Origin of the sequence: Actinosynnema sp. NPDC059335 (genome assembly GCF_042752395.1) — a bacterium.
In the GTDB taxonomy this organism is placed as follows: Bacteria; Actinomycetota; Actinomycetes; order Mycobacteriales; family Pseudonocardiaceae; genus Actinosynnema.
In genome coordinates, this window is record NZ_JBHYXZ010000002.1 from 77,296 (window position 1) to 94,967 (window position 17,672).

Sequence of the window (17,672 nt, forward strand, 5' to 3'; positions counted from 1 at the left end):
TCCGCCCCCCCCCCCCCACCCACACCCCCGCGGCGGGGGGGGGCGGGCGGCCCCCCCGAGGTCCCCCCCCCGCGCGGGCGGCGCCGCGCCCCGCCCCCCCCCCCCCCCGGACACCTCAGGAGGCGCCGGCGAAGCAGGTGCCCTTGGCGCCGGGGAACAGGTCCGGTGCGAGTCCGATGGCGAAGTCGCGGATGAGCACGTCGACGTCGAGGTAGGTCTTGGCGCGGCACTCCTCGAAGTTCTCGTCCACACCGGCGATGAAGGCGTTCTCCCTGAAGGGCCTGAACTGGTTGGTGCGCGGGTCGGCGGTGAGGGCGGCTCGGGTCATCTTCATGGGGTCGTAGACGATGAAGAAGTCCGCTTCGGCGGCGGTGCCCACGGCCTTCTCGAAGTCGTAGGGCCGGCCGTTGGGGGCGGGGTTGTCGGGTGCGAAGACGTTGTCCACCCCGAGCTGGGTGAGCAGGCGGCCGACGAGGGTTTCGGCGCCGTGGCCGTGCATGAACTCGCAACCGCGCTCGGGAGCGACGCAGAGGTAGCCCACCTTGCGGTTGTCGATCTTGCCCGAGACGGTGGAGACGACCTGCTCGTACTTGCTCTTGATGGTGTCGAACTCGGTGTTGGCGGCGGCTTCGGCGTTGTAGAACGCGGCCACCATCTTGATCCACTCGGCGGAGGCCAGGGCGTGGCGCTCCAGCCGGTTGGACACGCTGACCCCGGGCATCCCGGCGGCGCGGGCGTTGCTGATGTCGTCGAAGCCCTTGCCGAACCCGGACATGAGGATGACCTGGTTCTTCAGGCCCAGCACGGCTTCCTTGTCCAAGTCGGTGTACTCCCCGATCGACATGGGCCTGCCGGCGGCTTCGGCGACGCCGCCGTACCACTTGTCCTTCTCGGCGTTGCCCAGCAGCTGGCCGCTCAGGCCGGTGATCGTCTTGTTCTTGCCCAACCGGTCGACCATGGCCAGCGCATTGAAGGAGGTCACGGAGACGTTGGTGACCGGCACTTGGACCATCAGCGCGCCTTCCAGGTCGCCGGTGGCCTCGGGTTGGGGGGTGCCGCACTGGTAGAGGACGTACTTGAGCTCGGGGCCGTCGGAGTTCTCGGTGTCGGTGAGCGTGATGGTCTTGTAGGAGTTGTGGTAGCTGATCTTCCACAGCTCGGATTCGGTGACGGTGGCCTTATCCGGGAAGTAGTCCCGGCCCTCGGCGTAGTCGGTGACGCAGTCCCCCGCGCCTGCCTGGCCGCCCGACGCGTCAGGGCTCGATCCTCCGCAGCCGGCCAGGGCGAGGGGCAGCGCGAGCAGCGCGACGGCCGAGCGGATGAGTGTGTTCACGGTGCTGCTCTCCTGCGGGTGCGTGGTGGGGTCGGGCGGTGGGAGCGGGTGTTCACCCGGTCCGGGCGTTTTCGGGCAGTGGCGCGGTGCGGCCGCGCAGGTGGGTGACCAGGGAGTCGAAGCCGACGCCCTGCGCGCCGTTGACGGTCCAGCGGCACGGTGTGCCGTGCTCGATGCTCAGGACGTGGCCGCACGGGTCGGCGACCGGTTCCCACCCGGCGCGGCGCACGGCGTGCTCCGCCCACTGCCGCAGCCTCCCGTCGGCGACGACCTGGACGGTGGCGCCGGGTTCGGTGTCGTCGGCGACGACGATGGTGGCCGCGGCGTCGTCGAAGGACATGTTCTCGCCGGTGAAGGTGCGGGTGACCGCATCGCCGTAGGCGAGGTCCTCGGGTGCGCCCGCGGTCACCGTGCCGTCGCCGCCGACGAGCCACACCTGGTCGGCGCGGCGCAGCGCGAACCCGAGGTCGTGGGTGGACAGCACGATCGCCGCGCCGGTGGTCGCGGCGAGCCGGGTCAGCATCGCCGCGAACTCGATGCGCCGCGCCACGTCCAGGAACGCGGTGGGCTCGTCCAGCACCAGCACCGCCGGCTCCTGCGCCAGGGCGCGGGCCACCATCACCCGCTGCCGCTCGCCGTCCGACAGGTCGGTCAGCGGGCGGTCACGCAGGTCGGCCACCCCGGCGTCGACCAACGCCCGGTCCACCGCAGCGCGGTCGCGGTCCTTCTCCCGGCCGATCCACGACCGGTAGGGCATCCGCCCCAGCGCCACCACCGCCTCGACGCTCATCTGCCCCACGTCGACCGGTTCGGTCAGCGTGACCGCCAGCCGCCGGGCACGCTGCCGGGGCGACAGGGTCGCGAGGTCGCGGCCGTCGAGCAGGACGTGGCCCGCCAGCGGCGGCTGCGCGCCCACCAGGGTGCGCAGCAGGGTGGACTTGCCCGCGCCGTTGGGGCCGATCAGCGCGATCAGCTCGCCGGGCCGGGCCGCGAGGTGCACGTCGCGCAGCACGGTGACCTCCGGGTGCCGGCGCCGCCGCCGGTAGCCCGCGCTCACCGCCACCGCCTGCAGGGCTGGCCGGGGGTTCTCGGTCGTCACGCCTGCCTCCTCGCCCGGCCGGACAGCAGCACCCACAGGATCACCGGCGCGCCGACGAACGCGGTCACCGAGTTCAACGGCAGCGAGGTCCGGGTCAGACCGTTGCCGCCCGCGACGTACTCGGCGACCAGCACGATCACCGCGCCGATCAGGGCGCTGGCGGGCAGCACCAGCCGGTGGTCGGCGGTGCGCAGCAGGCCCCGGGCCAGGTGGGGTGCCGCCAGGCCGACGAACCCGATCGCCCCGCAGTAGGCCGTGGTGATGCCCGAGAGCACCGCGACGCTCGCCAGCGACAGGAAGTGCACCCGCCGGACGTTGATCCCCAGGCTGCCCGCGTACCGGTCACCGAGCAGGAGGGCGTTGAGCGGCTGGGCCAGGAACACCGACAGCACCAGCACCACCGCGCACGACACCGCGATGACCTGCAACTCGTTCCAGGTCACGTTGCGCACCGACCCGCGGGTGAACGTCGCCAGCGCCTGCAACCGGTCCGGGTCGGTGTAGTAGACCAGCATGTCCACCACCGCCCCGGCCAGGTAGCCCAGCATCACTCCCACGACCAGCACCACGACCGGGTCGCCGACGCGGCGGGCGATGCCCAGCGCGATCAGCAGCACCCCGGCGGCCCCGGCCACGGCCGCGCCGGTCACCCCCAGCTGGCTGACCACGCCGAGCCCCGACAGCCAACCCACGCCGCTGGTGCCCAGGATGACCACCGAGGCGCCCAGGATCGCGCCGGAGCTGACGCCGAGCACGAACGGGTCGGCCAGCGGGTTGCGGAACAACGTCTGCATCTGGGCACCGCCCACCGCCAGCGCGGCCCCGGCCAGCAGCCCGGCCACCACCTTCGGCAGCCTCGCGTCCAGCACGATCGTGCGGCTGACCTCGGACTCGGCGTCCTGGCCGGTCAGGACGCGCAGCACCGCCCCGATCGGGATGGCGATCGAGCCCTGCGCGATCAGCACCACCACCGCGCCCAGCAACAGCAGGACCAGCAGCCCGAACAACCCCGCCACGTACCCGGCCCGCCCACGTGCCCCGGTCCCGCGCGGCGGTGCGACGACCTCGACCTCGTCCTCGACCCCCGTGCCACTACCTGACACCGCGCACCCTGTTCCTCCCGCTCCGGGCCGCTGTCGAACCGGCCACCACCGTAGAAGTCGTGCCGCACCGCCATCCGGTTCCCGAGGATCGGGGAAACACATAGGCGGTGACGATTCCGCACGAGCCGGGAACTTAGTGGGTCGGCCGGCCGACCTGGTGGACGTGCCGTGGCCGCCGAACGCTGCCCGCACCACGCGCCCGGCCGCCGGAACCGGCCCTCTGGAGGAGACCTCATGCACAGCTTCGGACCGGAGACCTACGGCGAGCTCAACGCCGACGTCTACGACGAGTGGCACGCCGCCCACGACCCCACCGACGCGGTGCGCGGCCTGGCCGAACTGGTCGAGGAAGGACCGTCCGGGCCGGTGTTCGAACTCGCGGTGGGCACCGGGCGGGTGACGATCCCGCTGGCCGAGGCGGGCGTCGACGTGCGGGGCGTGGACGCCTCCGAGGCGATGGTGGCGCGGATGCGGGCCAAGCCCGGCGGTGACCGCATCCCCGTCGTGATCGGCGACATGGCCGACGTCGACGACGGCACCGACGACCTGTTCGCCATGGTGTTCGTGGTGTTCTCCACCTTCTTCTTCCTCCAGGACCAGGAAGAACAGGTGCGCTGCTTCGCCAACGCCGCCAAGCGCCTGCTGCCCGGCGGCCGATTCGTCCTGGAGTGCCCGATGCCCGACGTCGCCCGCTATCAGCGCAACCAGACCTTGGAGACCCACCAGGTGGGCTTGGACCGGGTGCGGCTGGCAGCGGTCCGTCATGACCCGGTCGAACAGCGCTTTGAGGGACACCACGTGCTGATCACCGAGCACGGGATCAAGCTGGCGCCGGCGTTCATGCGCTACGCCTGGCCGACGGAACTCGACCTCATGGCACGCCTGGCCGGGCTGCGGCGCGTGCACCGATGGGGAGGTTGGCGCCGTGAGCCGTTCCGCGCCGAGGGCAACTACGTCACCGTCTACGAGAAGCCGGCTACTCCGGCTTCGTAATCCCGTAGGCCCGTCGGCGGGTCACCCCCTCCCGGCCGCCCTGCGGGCCACCACCAGCACCAGCGGCGGCAGCAGCAGGCACTGCGCGGCCACCGCCAACCAGAACCCCGACAGCAGCCCCGCCTCCTCGAACAGCCCGTACACCGCGCCACCGACCACCCCGCTGAGCAGGGAACCCACCCCGACCGCCAGCCGCTGCTGCCCGAAGGTCACCGTGGCCGACCGCCGCGACCCCGCCAACGCCTCCAGGTCGTTCTTGAGGAACAACACCGCGGTACCCACCGCCATCACCGCGACGCCCATGGCGAGACCGGCCACCCCTCCGCTGGCGAAGGCCGCCATGCCCGCGGCCATGCAGCAGAAGCCGACCGCCATGGCCACCGGGTAGCCGACGCGACCGACCCGTCGCGCCACCAGCGGCTGCACCGCCACCAACCCGAGCGAGTACCCCGCCATGACCACCCCGTAGGCCGTCGTGTGCACCCGTCCCTCCGCGAAGGTCGACAGGTATTGGTAGAACTGCATGTAGAGGTAGTGGGTCAGCACGGTCACCGCGAACGGGATCCCGGCCAGACCTCGCAGCACCCTGCGGAACGGCTCGACGTCGGGCCTGGAATCGGTCGTCCGTTCCGGGCGCAGGAAGAAGTGCGCCACCGCCAGCACGGCGTAGAGCACCGTGGTCATCGCGAAGAGCCGACCCGGCTGGTCCAGGAACAACGCCCCGACCACCGGCCCGAGCGCGATGCCCAGGTTGCCCGCCGCGTTGCCTGACGACAGCACCCGCGGACGCTGCTCCTCGGTCGCCGAGTGCACCAGGTAGCCCCGGTAGGCGGGCGAGTAAAGCGCCCCGGCACCACAGCTCAGGAACAGCGCGAGCACCGTCAACCCGGGTTCCTCCGCCCCGACCAGGTAGGTCAGGGCAGCCAGCCCGTAGACGAACGTGGCCAGCAGCAGGCAGCGCTTGAGCCCGATCCGCTCGGCGAACGCGGCCGTGAGCGGCGCACTGGCGAACTGCACCAACGTAGCCGCCCCGAGCACCACCCCGACCTGCGCCATCCCGACTCCCAGTCGATCGCGCAGCAGCACGGCCAGGTACGGGTAGACCGCGAAGGTACCGACGTTGACCAGGCACCCGCCCACCAGCAACGCCACCTGCGCTCCCGTGAGACCGGCCATCCCACTTCCCGGGAAACGCCTTCGGGTTCCCGCACTGGAGGACATTCCAGTACCCATCAACCGTCCCAACCCATGCGCAGCCTCCTGCTCCCGTCGCCTCACGCACCGGCCCCGACGCAGAACTGGTCGTTCCACGACGGGCAGGAGTTCCGATTCCCACGCCCGAATTCCATCGCCCGGGGAACCAACCAGGTTCTGCGGACGACCAGTAGGACTGGAAGCGGTGCGGCCGGTGGACCGGCCGGCTCGACCCGCACCACCGTGCGCACGGTAGCGGTTCGCGCGCCCTCGCCGCCGCCGCTCGACGACATGCCCCACACCGGAAGGGCTCGATCATGACCCTGACCCGCGCGACGGTCCCACCGGCGGTGGCTTCCTGCCCACGACCGGTCGGGAGGTGAGGACCGTGCTCGACCACGACGCCGTAGCCCCGCCGGTCCACGAGCACATCACCGACGCCGTCAAGGCACCGTCCCTGATCCGGCTTTCGCCGAACACCGTGCTGGTCCGCTTCGAAACCCTCAAGGTGTACGCCGCGCTCGGTGCGGTCCGGCACTTACTGGACACCGGGGTCGTGCGCCCTGGGCAAACCCTGGTGGACAGCTCCAGCGGCATTTACGCGCTGGCCCTGGCGATGGCCTGCCACCGCTACGGTCTGCGGTGCCACATCGTCGCCTCCACCACGGTCAACGACACCATGCGCGCCCAGCTGGAGATCCTGGGCGTGACCGTGGACCAGATGCCCCCGTCGGACGACTTGCGGCTGGACCAGAGCAGGCGGGTGGCGCGGGTGCGCGAGCTGCTGGCCCGGCGTCCCGACCTGCACTGGATGCGCCAGTACCACGACCCGGTGCACCACCTCGGCTACGCCGAGCTGGCCGACCTGCTGCGCGCCGCCCTGCCGGGCGAGCCGCTGACCGTGGTGGGCAGCGTCGGCACCGGCGCCTCCACCGGCGGCCTGACCCGGGCGCTGCGCGAGCACGACCCGCTCACGCGGCTGGTCGGCGTGCAGCCCTTCGGCAGCGTCACCTTCGGCAGCGAGCACTTCACCGACCCCGACGCGATCATCGCCGGCATCGGCAGCGCCATCCACTTCGACAACGTCCACCACCGGCTCTACGACCGCATCCACTGGCTGGACTTCCAGCACGCCATGGCCGCCACCATCGGCCTGATGCGCACCCACGCCGTATTCGCCGGCCTGTCCACCGGCGCGGCCCACCTGGTCGCCCGGTGGGAAGCCGAGCGCAACCCCTCGCGCACGCACGTGGTCATCGGCGCGGACACCGGCCACCGCTACACCGACCGCGTTTTCACCCGCTGGCGCGAAGCCCTCGACCCGGAGTTGCTGGCCCCGGTCGAGATCTCCTCGTTGGACGAGCTGTCCCCGCCCTGGGCCGCGATCGAGTGGGCGCGCCGCCCCTACAGACCGACCGTCCCCGTGCAGGAACGCCCCCGAGAACTCCGGAAGGACCTCGTGCCGTGACCGTCGTGCTGCTGGAAGCCCTCACCTTCGGCCTCGGCCGCCTCGCCGACGCCGCCCGCGCCGCCGGGCACGACCTCGTCCTGCTCACCGGCGACCGCTGGATCTACCGCCACGAGCTGTCCCGCTGCGGCAACCGCGTACGGGTCGTGGACGTCGACACCACCGACGTCACCGCCTGCGAGCAGGCATTGCGCGAGCTGCCCGACCTGGCCGGGCTCATCAGCTCCACCGACACCTGGGCCCTGCCCGGCGCGGAGCTGGCCGCGCGCCTGGGCCTGCCCGGACCGGCGCCCGCGGCGGTGCACGTGCTGCGGGACAAGGCCGCCGTCCGGGCCCGGCTGCACGCCCACGGCCTCAGCCGCACCGGCCCGCTCGACCCGGCGACCGCGGAGGACTTCCCGTTGGTGGTCAAGGACTCCGCGGGCACCTCGTCCCGGGCGGTGTGGCTGTGCCGCAGTGTCGCCGAGCGCGACGCCGCCCTGCGCGAAGCCGCCGACACCCCGCTCAAGGGCCGACTGACTGCCGAACCGTACTTCGAAGGCCCTCTCTACAGCGCCGAGACCCTTTCCTGGCGCGGCAAGACCCGACTGCTGGGCGTGCTCAGCCGCGTGCTGTCCCCCGAACCCGCGCGCCGCGAGGAAGCGTCCGCGTTCCCCGTCGCCTTCCCCGACAGCGCACTCGCCGAACTCGACGACTGGATCGGCCACGTGCTCAAAGCCGCCGGGCACGAGAACGGCTTCACGCACACCGAGTTCGTCCTCACCACGACCGGCCCCGAGGTGGTCGAGATCAACGCCCGCATCGGCGGCGCGCTCGTCGGCGAAGCCCTGTGCAGGGCTCTGGGCACCAACGCCTACGACGCGATGGTCCAAGTCGCCCTCGGCCAACGACCTGACCTGCTCGACGGCGCGACCGGCGACGGCACCGCAACCGGCTTCGTGGCGATCTACCCACGCGAGGCCGGGGTGCTGGAGGGCTGGTCGGGGTTGGAGAGGTTGACCGGCCTGCCCGGCACCCCGGAGTGGTACCCGACCGCGAGTCCGGGCGATGTGGTGGAGCACCTGACCGACCAGCGCTCCTGCACCGGCATCGTGCTCGCCGAAGGCCCCACCGCCGAACTCGCCCTGCACCACGCCCAGGCCGCTGCCGGCGGCGTCATACCCCTAATCCGGGCGCGAGGCTAGAACCACACCACGTCCGCGTCGATGCCGGGCGGCGTGCACGCCGACCGGCGGACGGCACCAACCCGGGAGGGTGATCGTGGAACGTCGTTCTTTCCTGCGTGCCTCGGCGTTGTCGGCCGGTGGTCTGGGCGGTTCGGCCGCGGCCATCCTGACCGCGTCGGCGGCGAACCCGCTGCGCGTCCAGCTGCTGATGTTCGACGGCGTGGAGGAGCAGGACTGGGCCGTACCGGCCGAGGTGCTCGGCCTGGCCGGCGGGCTCAGCGGCGGCGCGCTGACCACCACCCTGGTGACCACCGGGCGGCCCGGCACCGTGACGTGCAGCTTCGGCGCACGCGTCGAGGTGGCCAAGGGGTGGTCCCCGCACGAGGCGGACGTGCTGGTGGTGCCCGGCGGGGGACGCTACACCGATCCGACGAGCCCCGGTGTGCCCCGGCTGATGGCCGACCGGGAGTTCCTGCGCCGCCTGGCTTCGATCGATGCGCTCCCGGTGGGCATCTGCACCGGCGTCATGGTCCTATCGGCCGCGGGGATCACGAAGGGCCGCAACGCGACCACCCACCACCGCGCGAAGGCCGACCTCGCGGCCCGGGGCGCGATCGTGGTCGACGCCCGCGTGGTCGACGACGGCGACCTGATCACTGGCGGCGGCGTCACCTCAGGCCTGGACGTGGGGCTGTGGCTCGTTGAGCGCTTCCTCGGCGCGCGGTCGGCTCAGCAGGCGGAGACCTTCCTGGAGTACGAGCGCCGGGGCACCGTCTGGCGCGCCTGATCGGCGACGAGGAGGTCCAGTGGTGCGCGCACCACATCACCGGCCCGGCTGGACGGTGGGCTGCGGCCGCGCCGGGTCCGTGACGAGTGGACGTCCGGAAGGCCCGGGCCGGCCGGGCGAAGGGGTGCCCGGCCGGCGCGGGTGTTCGCGGCGGTGTGTGACGCCGGGGCGGTGGAAGGGCGACCGACCCGGCGTGTCCTCGGGGTCAGGCGGCTCGTCGGTGGTGGGCGGTGGGTCGCAGGTGCCGCGACTGCCCGCGACGCCCGGCGGGGCTCGGGACGGTGTCGGCGCTGTCGTGGTCGTGGTGGTCGAGGTCGTCGCGGTCGTGCTTGGCGGGCGTGCCCGGACTCGGCTCCCGGTGGGCGCGGGCGACGAGGTAGAGCAGCACCAGACCGGCCACCAGCGGCAGGTGGGAGACGACCCGGGTGGTGGTCGCGGTGCCGTCGAGCAGGTCGCTGACCGAGAAGGCCAGCAGCACCGCGACAAAACCACCCAGGGTGGGCAGCAGCCCGGCGGCGCGGTGCGAGTTCACGGCGGCGACCATCAGGCCGATGCCCAGGGCGAGGTTCCAGGCGGCGCCCTCGTTGAACAGGTGGGTGGAGATCCCGTGCCCGGCGTGCCCGCCGGTGGCTCCGGCCAGCAGTTGGACCAGGGCGAGCCACAGCTGGACGATGGCAACGGCGGTCAGCGCCAGGCGTGGTGTCAGGGCGGTGTGGCGGGGTGCGGCGGGGTGATCGGGTGGGGCGGCGGCCAGCACGGCGTCGACCAGGTCCGGCTCCGCGCCCACGGGGCGGACGCGGATGGTCCTGGTCAGCGCCTGTGCGCTCGCCTGCCAGCGGGTGCAGGCGGGGCACTGTGCCAGATGCGCGTCCGTCTCGGCGGCAGGTACGGGCTCGGCCTCGCCGTCCAGGCGGGCCGAGAGCGCTTCACGGCAGGATTGGCAGTCCACGTTCCAATAGTCGGGCCATTCGGCTCACTAGTTCCCCACGGGGGTGTGGTTACGATTCGGAATCGTGACAGCCTTCGACGACGAGGTCACCAGCTGGGCGCTGGCCGCGAGTTCCGGCGACCGCGACGCCCTGGAGCGGTTCGTCCGCGCCACCCAGCGCGACGTGTGGCGCTTCGTCGCCCACCTGTCCGAGGTCGCCTTGGCCGACGACCTGGCGCAGGAGACCTACGCCCGCGCCCTGCCCAGCCTGCGCCGCTTCGCCGGCCGCTCCTCGGCCCGCACGTGGCTGCTGGTCATCGCCCGCCGCGTCGTGGTCAACCACATCCGCATGGCGCAGGCACGCCCCCGGCTGTCGTCGGGCGCGGACTGGGCGCAGGAGGCCGACCGGCAGGCGGCCGACACCGGCTTCGAGGACGTCGTCGAGCTCAACATGCTGCTCGACGCCCTGGCCCCGGACCGCCGCGAAGCCCTGGTGCTCACCCAGGTCCTGGGCCTGTCCTACGCCGAGGCGGCCGACGTCGTCGGCTGCCCGGTGGGCACCATCCGCTCCCGCGTCGCCCGCGCCCGCGACGACCTGCTGCGCGCCACGGGTGACGAGGCCACCGACGTGGGGTGATGCTGCCCTGGGCCCGGTCTTCGCGACACCGTCACAGCAGGCTGTTCCAGTAGTCCCGGAAGGCGTGCAGCACCAGGCCGGCGATCAACGCGTACCAGAGGGCCAGGACGGCGCTGTGGAGGCGGCGCAGCGGTGCGAGCGCGGGCCAGGTGTCCAGGGTGGTGGGTGAGTTCAATCGGTCGATGCAACACCGGGCTGTTGGAGCAACTGTAGCTGCTCGCTGAATACCTCGGCGGGGGTCTTCCAGCCGAGGACTTTGCGGGGCCGGTTGTTCAGGGCCAGGGCGACAGCTTCGAGGTCCTCGGCGGACCACCTCGACAGGTCGGTGCCCTTGGGGAAGTACTGACGCAGCAACCCGTTCGTGTTCTCGTTCGTCGGCCGTTGCCACGGTGAGTGGGGGTCGGCGAAGAACACCCTCGTGCCGGTATCGAGAGCGAACCGGGCGTGCGCGGACAGTTCCTTCCCCCGGTCCCAGGTGAGGGTCTTGCGGAGCTGCTCGGGCAGCTTCGTCATCGACACCGTCAGGGCGGCGTTCATCGCGACGGCGCCGTAGCCGCCGAGCGACGGGCCGTTCTTCACGGGCGGCGTCTCGCCCCAGCCCTCCAGCCGCGGCAGATGCACCAGGAGCGTGGACCTGCTGCTGCGCTCGACAATGGTGCCGATTGCCGAGCGGCCCGTCCCGATGATCAAGTCCCCTTCCCAGTGGCCGGGGACGGCTCGGTCTTCAGCCTCGGCGGGGCGCTCGCTGAGGACGACGTCGGCGGTGATGTGTCCTTGCGGCTTGTTCCGCGATCGGGCCCTCGGCTCTCGCAGCGCTCGGCCCGTGCGCAGACACGTGACCAGTTCACGCTTGAGCGCGCCTCGCCCCTGGATGAACAGGGACTGGTAGATCGCCTCGTGGCTGATGCGCATGGATTCATCATCGGGGAAGTCGAGCTTCAGACGATGCGCGATCTGCTCCGGACTCCACGCCGTCGACCAGCGCCTGTCTTGACGACGGGGCTTGTTCAACCCCTTCCACGGCGGCGTCCCGGGGCCCGCGACGACCGTGCCGTCAGGGCGACGGACATCGCCGGCGAGCCGGTCCCGCACATACTCGCGCAACCGCTCATCGCTCGCCAGCTTCGCCGTTTTCGGGCGCTTCGCCGCCTGCTGCGCCTTCTACTGGGCCACCACGGCGCGATAGACCGCCTTGCCACCCCTGGTCGCGGCATTGCGCCGCAGCTCACGAGACACGGTCTCAGGATCGCGGCCGATCATGCGGGCGATCTCACGCACGCCCTTGTCCTGAGCCCTCAGCAGCGCGATCTCCTCCCTCTCGGCAAACGACAGGTACCGACCGGTGGGATCGTGGAGGTTCAGCGGCGTCATCCCGCCAGCGTGTCGAAACCAGCGGATCCCGACCGGCGACGACACGCCGACTTCCTCCGCGGCCTGGACCGTCGTGACCCCGGAGGCGATCAGGCGCCAGAAGTCCCGCTGAACCGCCCGCGACGGCTCCGGCCGCCCGGGTGAGCGCATCGGCGCCCGCATCGCCCTGTCCGCAGCCCACTGACGTCGAGCCCCGCTCGGTGCCCGCGGCACCTGCTTCCTCGACCATCCCATCCAACACCTCCGCCATCGAAGTGTTGCGACGACCGGTTGAACTCACCGTGTACCAGAAGATCGGAATGGTCACGACCCAGACCACGAGGCAGTAGGGGCACAGGGCGTGGATGTCGTACAGGCTCGCCACGATCAGCCAGTGCACGAACACGAAACCGAACGCGGTGCCCGCGTTGAGCGCGACCCGGTACCAGCGTGGTGGTTCGAACCCGGCCAGCACCGCGACCCCTGTGGTGACCACGACGGCGAACGCCGCGATGCCGATCAGCGGGTTGGGGAAGCCGAACGCGGCGGCCTGCGGGCTGTCCATGACCGACCCGCACGAGATGACCGGGTTGAGCGAGCAGGTGGGCACGTAGGCCGGGTCGCGCAGCTTGGCGATCTTCTCCAGGGTCAACGCGGTGGCTGCGGCCAGGCCGAGGCCGCCACCGGTGACGTGGAGCCAGGCGAGGCGGCGGTTCACCCGGTTCACCCGGCCAGGGCGGCGTCGATCTTCGCGCGCAGCTCGCGGTCGATATCGGCGACGGTGCGCCCGGTGGGCCGGAACTGCTCGCCGTTGAGGAAGAACGTCGGCGTGCTGCTCACGCCCAGTTCCGTGCCGTCGGCGACGTCGCTGTCGATGGCGGCCTGGACCTCGGGTGAGGCCATGTCGGCGCGGAACCGCTCCAGGTCCAACCCGAGGCTCGTGGCGTATTCCTCGAACTTCGTCGTCGCGCGGCCGACGTCGGCGCTGGTGGACTGCCCGTCCACGGCCCACTGGTCGAAGTTGTCGTAGAGGGCGTGGTACATCTCGGCGTACCTGCCCTGCTTGGCGGCGGCCTCGGCGGCGCGCGCGGCGGGCACCGCGAGCGGGTGCATCTCCAGCGGGAAGTTGCGGGTCACGAACGTGATGCGCCCATGGTAGTCCTGTTCCAGTTTCTTGGTGATGTTGGTGTAGTAGGAGGCGCAAGCGGGGCACTGGAAGTCCAGGAACTCGACCAGGGTCACCTTGTCACCGTCCACCCTGGACAAGGTGTGCGCGCCTACCGGGAACAGCGCCTCGTTCGGCGCGGCACCCTCCTCACCGGACCGGTTGACCAGCAGCACCCCGCCGATCACCAGGACCGCGACGAGGACCACGGCGCCGGTGAGGAGGAGGTTGAGGGAGGGACCGCGGCGCGCGGCCATGATGTTGCGGTTCTTCTGGCGGCTCGTGCGTGACATCGGGTACGTCGTTTCTGGTCGGGTTCGGCTTCTCGTCCAGTTGGTCGGATGGCGTTCGGAGTAGTTCCGGGAACTCCGCGACTTGTTCGCCCGACTGGTGTAGTCGTGAGGGTTGACAAGGCCGCTGTGCTCGCGGTCGGCGCGGCGGTGTCCTGCGTCACGTGCGTGGTCCTGGTGGCGGGTGACGTGCACGGGGTGCTCGGTGACACCGATCCGGGACGGGTGGCGTCGTGGCTGTTCGGGGTGGTCCGGTTCACCGCCGAGGCGGGTGCGGTGGTGGCGGTCGGCGCGTTGGCCTTCGCCGCGTTCGTCGTGCCGGCCGGGCGCGCGCGGGAGCTGACCGCCGACGCCTACGCCGCGGTCCGGCTCGCGGCCGGGGCGGCGACCGCGTGGGCGGTGGCCTCGGCCGCGGCGGTGCCGCTGTCGGCTGGGGACGCCTCGGGGCAGCCGCCCGCGGTGGTGTGGGCGCACCTGGGCGAGTTGGTGGCGGCGACGGAGGAGCCGAAGGCGTGGCTGTGCTCGGCGGTGGCCGCGTCGGTGGTGGCGGTCGGGGCGCGGTCGACGTTGACGTGGCCGGTGGCGGTGCTCTGGTTCGGGGTGGGTGTGCTGGGCCTGCTGCCGCCGGTGGTGGCCGGGCACGTGTCGGTGGGCGCGTGGCACGACCTGGCCACCGACGCGGTGGTGTGGCACGTGCCCGCCGCCGCGGTGTGGGTCGGCTCGGTGGTGGCGCTGCGGGGGTTCCTGCGGCGGCCGGGCGCGGCGAACCGGGAGCAGGTGTTGCGCCGCTACCGCCGGCTGAGCGCGGTGTGCCTGGTGGTGCTGGTGCTCAGCGGTTCGGTGGTGGGCCTGGTGACCGCGGGTCCGGGCGGCTTGTGGTCGGGCTACGGGCTGCTGCTGGCGGTCAAGGTGACGGTGTGCGGGCTCGTGCCGCTGGTGCGCCGGCGGTGGGAGGCGACCCGGCCACTGGGCGCAGAACTGGTGGTGCTGGGCGTGGCGCTCGGCGCGTCGGTGGGGTTGACGCACCTGGTGCCGCCGTCGTGGCTGGTCGCGCGGCCGTCGGTGCAGCAGACCGTGCTCGGCTACGAGCTGCCCGACCCGCCGTCCGCCGCGGGTCTGCTGCTCGGCTGGCGGCTCGACCTGGTGCTGGGGGTGGGCGCGCTGTTGCTGGCCACCGGCTACCTGGTCGGGGTGCGCCGGTTGCGGGCGCGCGGTGACGCCTGGCCGGTCGGGCGCACGGCGGCGTGGGTGGCGGGGTGCGCGGTGGTGCTGGTGGTGACCTCGTCGGGGCTGGGCCGGTTCGCGCCGGGCACGTTCAGCCTGCACATGGTCTCCCACATGGCGCTGAACATGCTCGGCCCCGTGCTGCTCGTGCTCGGCGGACCGATCACCCTGGCGCTGCGCACCCTGCCCTCGGCGCCGCGGGCGTGGCTGGTAGCGCTGGTGCACTGCCGCGCGACGCGGATCGTGGCGCACCCGGCGGTCGCCGCGGTGGTGTTCGTCGGTTCGTTCTACCTGTTGTACTTCTCCGACCTGTTCGGCGAGGCGATGCGCTTCCACTGGGCGCACCAGGTGATGAACCTGCACTTCCTGGTCTCCGGGTACGTCTTCTACTGGCTGGTCATCGGCGTGGACCGGCCACCGCGCCCGCTGCCGCACCTGGCCCGGTTGGGACTGCTGTTCGCGGTCATGCCCTTCCACGCCTTCTTCGGCGTGATCCTGATGAACACCCGGGGCGTGATCGCCGAGACCTACTACCGGCACCTGGCGCTGCCCTGGGTGCCCGACCTGCTCACCGACCAACGGCTCGGCGGCGGCATCGCCTGGGCCGCAGGCGAGCTGCCCATGCTGGTCGTGGTCATCGCCCTGCTGCGCCAGTGGGCCACCGCCGACCGCCGCGAAGCCACCCGGCTCGACCGCCGCCTCGACAGCGGCGATGACGACCGGATCGCCGCCTACAACGCCATGCTCGCCGACCTGGCCGGTCGCCGGGACTGAGGAGAACAACGGGATGACCACCACGGTGGACGCGCCGGTCGAACTGGCCGTGTCCGGCATGACCTGCGCGGCGTGCGCCGGGCGCATCGAGCGCAAGCTCAACAGGCTCGACGGGGTGCGCGCCTCGGTCAACTACGCCACCGAACGCGCGATCGTCCACCTGCCCACCGGGCTGGGAGCGCACGACGCCGTGGAGGCGGTGCGCAAGGCCGGCTACGACGCCCGCGTGCGCCACCGCGCCGAGGACGACCGCGCCGCCCACACCGCCGCCGTGGCCGACCTGCGCCGCAGGCTCGTGGTCGCCGCGGTGCTCGCGATCCCGCTGGGCAACCTGTCGATCAGCCTGGCGCTGGTGCCGTCGCTGCGGTTCACCGGCTGGGAGCCGCTGTGCGTGCTGCTGGCGCTGCCCGTGGTGGCCTACTCGGCGTGGCCGTTCCACCGGGCCGCGCTGCGCACCCTGCGCCACGGCTCCGCCGGCATGGACACCCTGGTCTCGCTGGGGGTGCTGGCCTCCTTCGGCTGGGCGGTGTGGTCGATGGCCGCCGGGTCCACCGGCCCCGGCTACTGGCTGGGCTTCGGTGTCACCGCCGAGGGCGCGGACGCGGTCTACCTCGACGTCGCCGCCGGGGTGACCACGTTCCTGCTCGCCGGCCGCTACTTCGAGACCCGGTCCCGGCGCAACGCCGTCGGGCTGCTCACCGCCCTCGCGGGGTTGGCGGCCAAGGACGCCCGCGTGCTGCGCGACGGTGTGGAGGAGCCGGTGCCGGCCGCGCTGCTGCGGGTCGGCGAGCGGTTCGTCGTGCGGCCGGGTGAGGCGCTGCCCGCCGACGGCGTGGTCATCGAGGGCACCTCCGCGCTGGACACCGCGGCGATCACCGGCGAGTCCGCCCCGGTCGACGTGGGTCCCGGCGACCGGGTGGTGGGCGGCACGGTCAACCGCGCCGGGCGGCTCGTCGTCCGCGTGACCGAGGTCGGCGCCAACACCCAGCTCGCGCAGATGAGCGCCCTGGCCGAGCAGGCCGCCCAGCGCAAGGCCGCCGTGCAGCGGGTGGTGGACCGGGTGTGCGCGGTGTTCGTGCCAGTGGTGCTGGTGCTCGCGGCGCTGACGCTGGGCGGGTGGCTGGTCACCGGGCACGGCGCGCGGGAGGCGTTCACCGCCGCGGTCGCCGTGCTGATCATCGCCTGCCCGTGCGCGCTGGGCCTGGCCACCCCCACGGCGCTGATGGTCGGCGTGGCCCGCGCGGCGCAACTCGGTGTCCTGATCAAGGGACCGGAGGCGCTGGAGGCCACCCGCGCCGTGGACACCGTCGTGCTGGACAAGACCGGCACGATCACCACCGGCCGGATGGCCGTGGTGGCGACCGCGACGTTCGGCGAGGCCGACGAGCGCGAGGTGCTGCGCTGGGCGGGCGCGGTCGAGGCGGCCTCCGAGCACCCCGTGGCGGCGGCCGTCGTCACTGCGGCGGGCGACGCGCTGCCGGCCGTGAACGGCTTCGAGGCACTGGTGGGTGCGGGGGCACGCGGTGAGGTGGACGGCGCCACGGTCGTCGTGGGCACGGCCGCTTTGATGACCGAACTCGGCGTCACCGTGCCGCCGCGGGCCCACCGGTGGCTGGACGACCTCGGCGCGGCGACCGGTGTGCTCGTCGCCCGCGAGGGCGTCGTGGTGGGAGGTATCGCCGTGCGCGACACCGTGCGCCCCTCGGCCGCCGACGCCGTCGCCCGCCTGCACGCCCTGGGGCTGACAACCGTGCTGCTGACCGGCGACGGTTCGGCCGCGGCCCGCGCGGTCGCCGCCGAGGTCGGCATCACCGACGTCCTGTCCGGTGTGCGCCCGGCGGACAAGGTCGCCGCCGCCAACCTGGCCATGGCCATGGCCCGCGGCAGCGACGTCGCCGCCCACGCCGCCGACGTCATCCTGGTCCGCGACGACCTGCACGCCGTGCCCGACGCCGTGGAGCTGGCCAACCGCACCCTGGCCACCATCCGCGACAACCTCGCCTGGGCGTTCGCCTACAACGCCGCCGCGCTGCCGCTGGCGGCGTCCGGCCTGCTCAACCCGCTCATCGCCGGGGCCGCCATGTCCCTGTCCTCGGTGCTCGTGGTCACCAACAGCCTCAGGCTGCGCGGCTACCGGCCGGATCGCTGATCCGGCCGGTGT

General features: G+C 72.4%; 14 protein-coding genes and 2 pseudogenes. 7 read left to right on the plus strand and 9 right to left on the minus strand.

What is annotated here, in order from left to right; genetic code table 11:
- Positions 1-115: 115 nt before the first annotated feature.
- The 3 genes from ACFXGA_RS01040 to ACFXGA_RS01050 are packed head-to-tail and all read right to left on the minus strand — an operon-like array spanning position 116 to position 3,535.
- Positions 116-1,333: an ABC transporter substrate-binding protein gene (locus ACFXGA_RS01040; RefSeq protein ID WP_378083088.1), complete on the minus strand. Its 1,218-nt coding sequence runs from the start codon at positions 1,331-1,333 to the stop codon at positions 116-118.
- Between the two features lie 52 nt (positions 1,334-1,385).
- Positions 1,386-2,432 (minus strand): ABC transporter ATP-binding protein, encoded by a 1,047-nt coding sequence (locus tag ACFXGA_RS01045; RefSeq protein WP_378083089.1) that lies wholly within the window; start codon positions 2,430-2,432, stop codon positions 1,386-1,388.
- Positions 2,429-3,535 (minus strand): FecCD family ABC transporter permease, encoded by a 1,107-nt coding sequence (locus ACFXGA_RS01050; RefSeq protein ID WP_378083092.1) that lies wholly within the window; start codon positions 3,533-3,535, stop codon positions 2,429-2,431. The genes ACFXGA_RS01045 and ACFXGA_RS01050 overlap by 4 nt, the downstream gene beginning before the upstream one ends.
- A gap of 234 nt (positions 3,536-3,769) precedes the next feature.
- On the opposite strand from ACFXGA_RS01050, the gene ACFXGA_RS01055 reads away from it, so the two are divergent.
- Positions 3,770-4,528 (plus strand): class I SAM-dependent DNA methyltransferase, encoded by a 759-nt coding sequence (locus ACFXGA_RS01055; RefSeq protein ID WP_378083094.1) that lies wholly within the window; start codon positions 3,770-3,772, stop codon positions 4,526-4,528.
- Between the two features lie 21 nt (positions 4,529-4,549).
- On the opposite strand, the gene ACFXGA_RS01060 is transcribed toward ACFXGA_RS01055, so the two are convergent.
- The gene (locus ACFXGA_RS01060; RefSeq protein ID WP_378083096.1) at positions 4,550-5,704 is read right to left on the minus strand and encodes an MFS transporter; all 1,155 of its coding nucleotides are present in this window, start codon (positions 5,702-5,704) and stop codon (positions 4,550-4,552) included.
- A gap of 406 nt (positions 5,705-6,110) precedes the next feature.
- On the opposite strand from ACFXGA_RS01060, the gene ACFXGA_RS01065 reads away from it, so the two are divergent.
- The 3 genes from ACFXGA_RS01065 to ACFXGA_RS01075 all read left to right on the plus strand — a co-directional run bounded on the left by ACFXGA_RS01065 (position 6,111) and on the right by ACFXGA_RS01075 (position 9,143).
- A complete protein-coding gene (locus ACFXGA_RS01065) occupies positions 6,111-7,190 on the plus strand; it encodes a pyridoxal-phosphate dependent enzyme (RefSeq protein ID WP_378083098.1) in 1,080 nt (359 codons plus the stop codon).
- Positions 7,187-8,374, plus strand: coding sequence for an ATP-grasp domain-containing protein (locus tag ACFXGA_RS01070; RefSeq protein WP_378083101.1), 1,188 nt, complete (start codon positions 7,187-7,189; stop codon positions 8,372-8,374). The genes ACFXGA_RS01065 and ACFXGA_RS01070 overlap by 4 nt, the downstream gene beginning before the upstream one ends.
- Before the next feature lie 76 nt (positions 8,375-8,450).
- Positions 8,451-9,143 carry a DJ-1/PfpI family protein gene (locus ACFXGA_RS01075; protein WP_378083103.1) on the plus strand — a complete coding sequence of 231 codons (693 nt, stop codon included), beginning with the start codon at positions 8,451-8,453 and terminating at the stop codon, positions 9,141-9,143.
- A 205-nt stretch (positions 9,144-9,348) separates the two neighbouring features.
- Here ACFXGA_RS01075 and ACFXGA_RS01080 read toward each other — a convergent pair whose 3' ends face one another.
- Complete coding sequence (locus ACFXGA_RS01080; protein WP_378083105.1) at positions 9,349-10,092, minus strand: zf-HC2 domain-containing protein; 744 nt, start codon at positions 10,090-10,092, stop codon at positions 9,349-9,351.
- A 64-nt stretch (positions 10,093-10,156) separates the two neighbouring features.
- Here ACFXGA_RS01080 and sigC point away from each other — a divergent pair, with 64 nt between their 5' ends.
- Entirely contained in the window at positions 10,157-10,708 is a 552-nt protein-coding gene (sigC, locus tag ACFXGA_RS01085) for an RNA polymerase sigma factor SigC (protein WP_378083107.1), read from the plus strand.
- A 31-nt stretch (positions 10,709-10,739) separates the two neighbouring features.
- Here the strand turns inward: sigC and ACFXGA_RS01090 are convergent, their stop codons facing one another.
- From ACFXGA_RS01090 to ACFXGA_RS01105, 4 genes and pseudogenes are all read right to left on the minus strand, one after another.
- Positions 10,740-10,883: a hypothetical protein gene (locus ACFXGA_RS01090; RefSeq protein WP_378083109.1), complete on the minus strand. Its 144-nt coding sequence runs from the start codon at positions 10,881-10,883 to the stop codon at positions 10,740-10,742.
- Positions 10,880-12,229, minus strand: a pseudogene (locus ACFXGA_RS01095) (IS30 family transposase). Before ACFXGA_RS01095 ends, ACFXGA_RS01090 begins: the two are co-directional and overlap by 4 nt.
- 118 nt (positions 12,230-12,347) lie before the next feature.
- Positions 12,348-12,776: pseudogene (locus tag ACFXGA_RS01100) on the minus strand (vitamin K epoxide reductase family protein); the annotation flags it as partial.
- 5 nt (positions 12,777-12,781) lie between these two features.
- The gene (locus ACFXGA_RS01105; protein WP_378083112.1) at positions 12,782-13,516 is read right to left on the minus strand and encodes a DsbA family protein; all 735 of its coding nucleotides are present in this window, start codon (positions 13,514-13,516) and stop codon (positions 12,782-12,784) included.
- Between the two features lie 105 nt (positions 13,517-13,621).
- Between ACFXGA_RS01105 and ACFXGA_RS01110 the strand changes: the two genes are divergently transcribed.
- Together ACFXGA_RS01110 and ACFXGA_RS01115 are read left to right on the plus strand one after the other, a co-directional pair.
- The gene (locus ACFXGA_RS01110; RefSeq protein WP_378083113.1) at positions 13,622-15,511 is read left to right on the plus strand and encodes a cytochrome c oxidase assembly protein; all 1,890 of its coding nucleotides are present in this window, start codon (positions 13,622-13,624) and stop codon (positions 15,509-15,511) included.
- 13 nt (positions 15,512-15,524) lie between these two features.
- Positions 15,525-17,660, plus strand: a complete 2,136-nt coding sequence (locus ACFXGA_RS01115) for a heavy metal translocating P-type ATPase (RefSeq protein ID WP_378083115.1) — start codon at positions 15,525-15,527, stop codon at positions 17,658-17,660.
- Positions 17,661-17,672 lie beyond the last annotated feature (12 nt).

Bases quoted from the DNA above. Each gene is read 5' to 3' on its own strand.
- ACFXGA_RS01060 (WP_378083096.1), bottom strand. From the start codon at position 5,704: ATGGCCGGTCTCACGGGAGCGCAGGTGGCGTTGCTGGTGGGCGGGTGC.
- ACFXGA_RS01115 (WP_378083115.1), top strand. From the start codon at position 15,525: ATGACCACCACGGTGGACGCGCCGGTCGAACTGGCCGTGTCCGGCATG.
- ACFXGA_RS01105 (WP_378083112.1), bottom strand. From the start codon at position 13,516: ATGTCACGCACGAGCCGCCAGAAGAACCGCAACATCATGGCCGCGCGC.
- ACFXGA_RS01055 (WP_378083094.1), top strand. From the start codon at position 3,770: ATGCACAGCTTCGGACCGGAGACCTACGGCGAGCTCAACGCCGACGTC.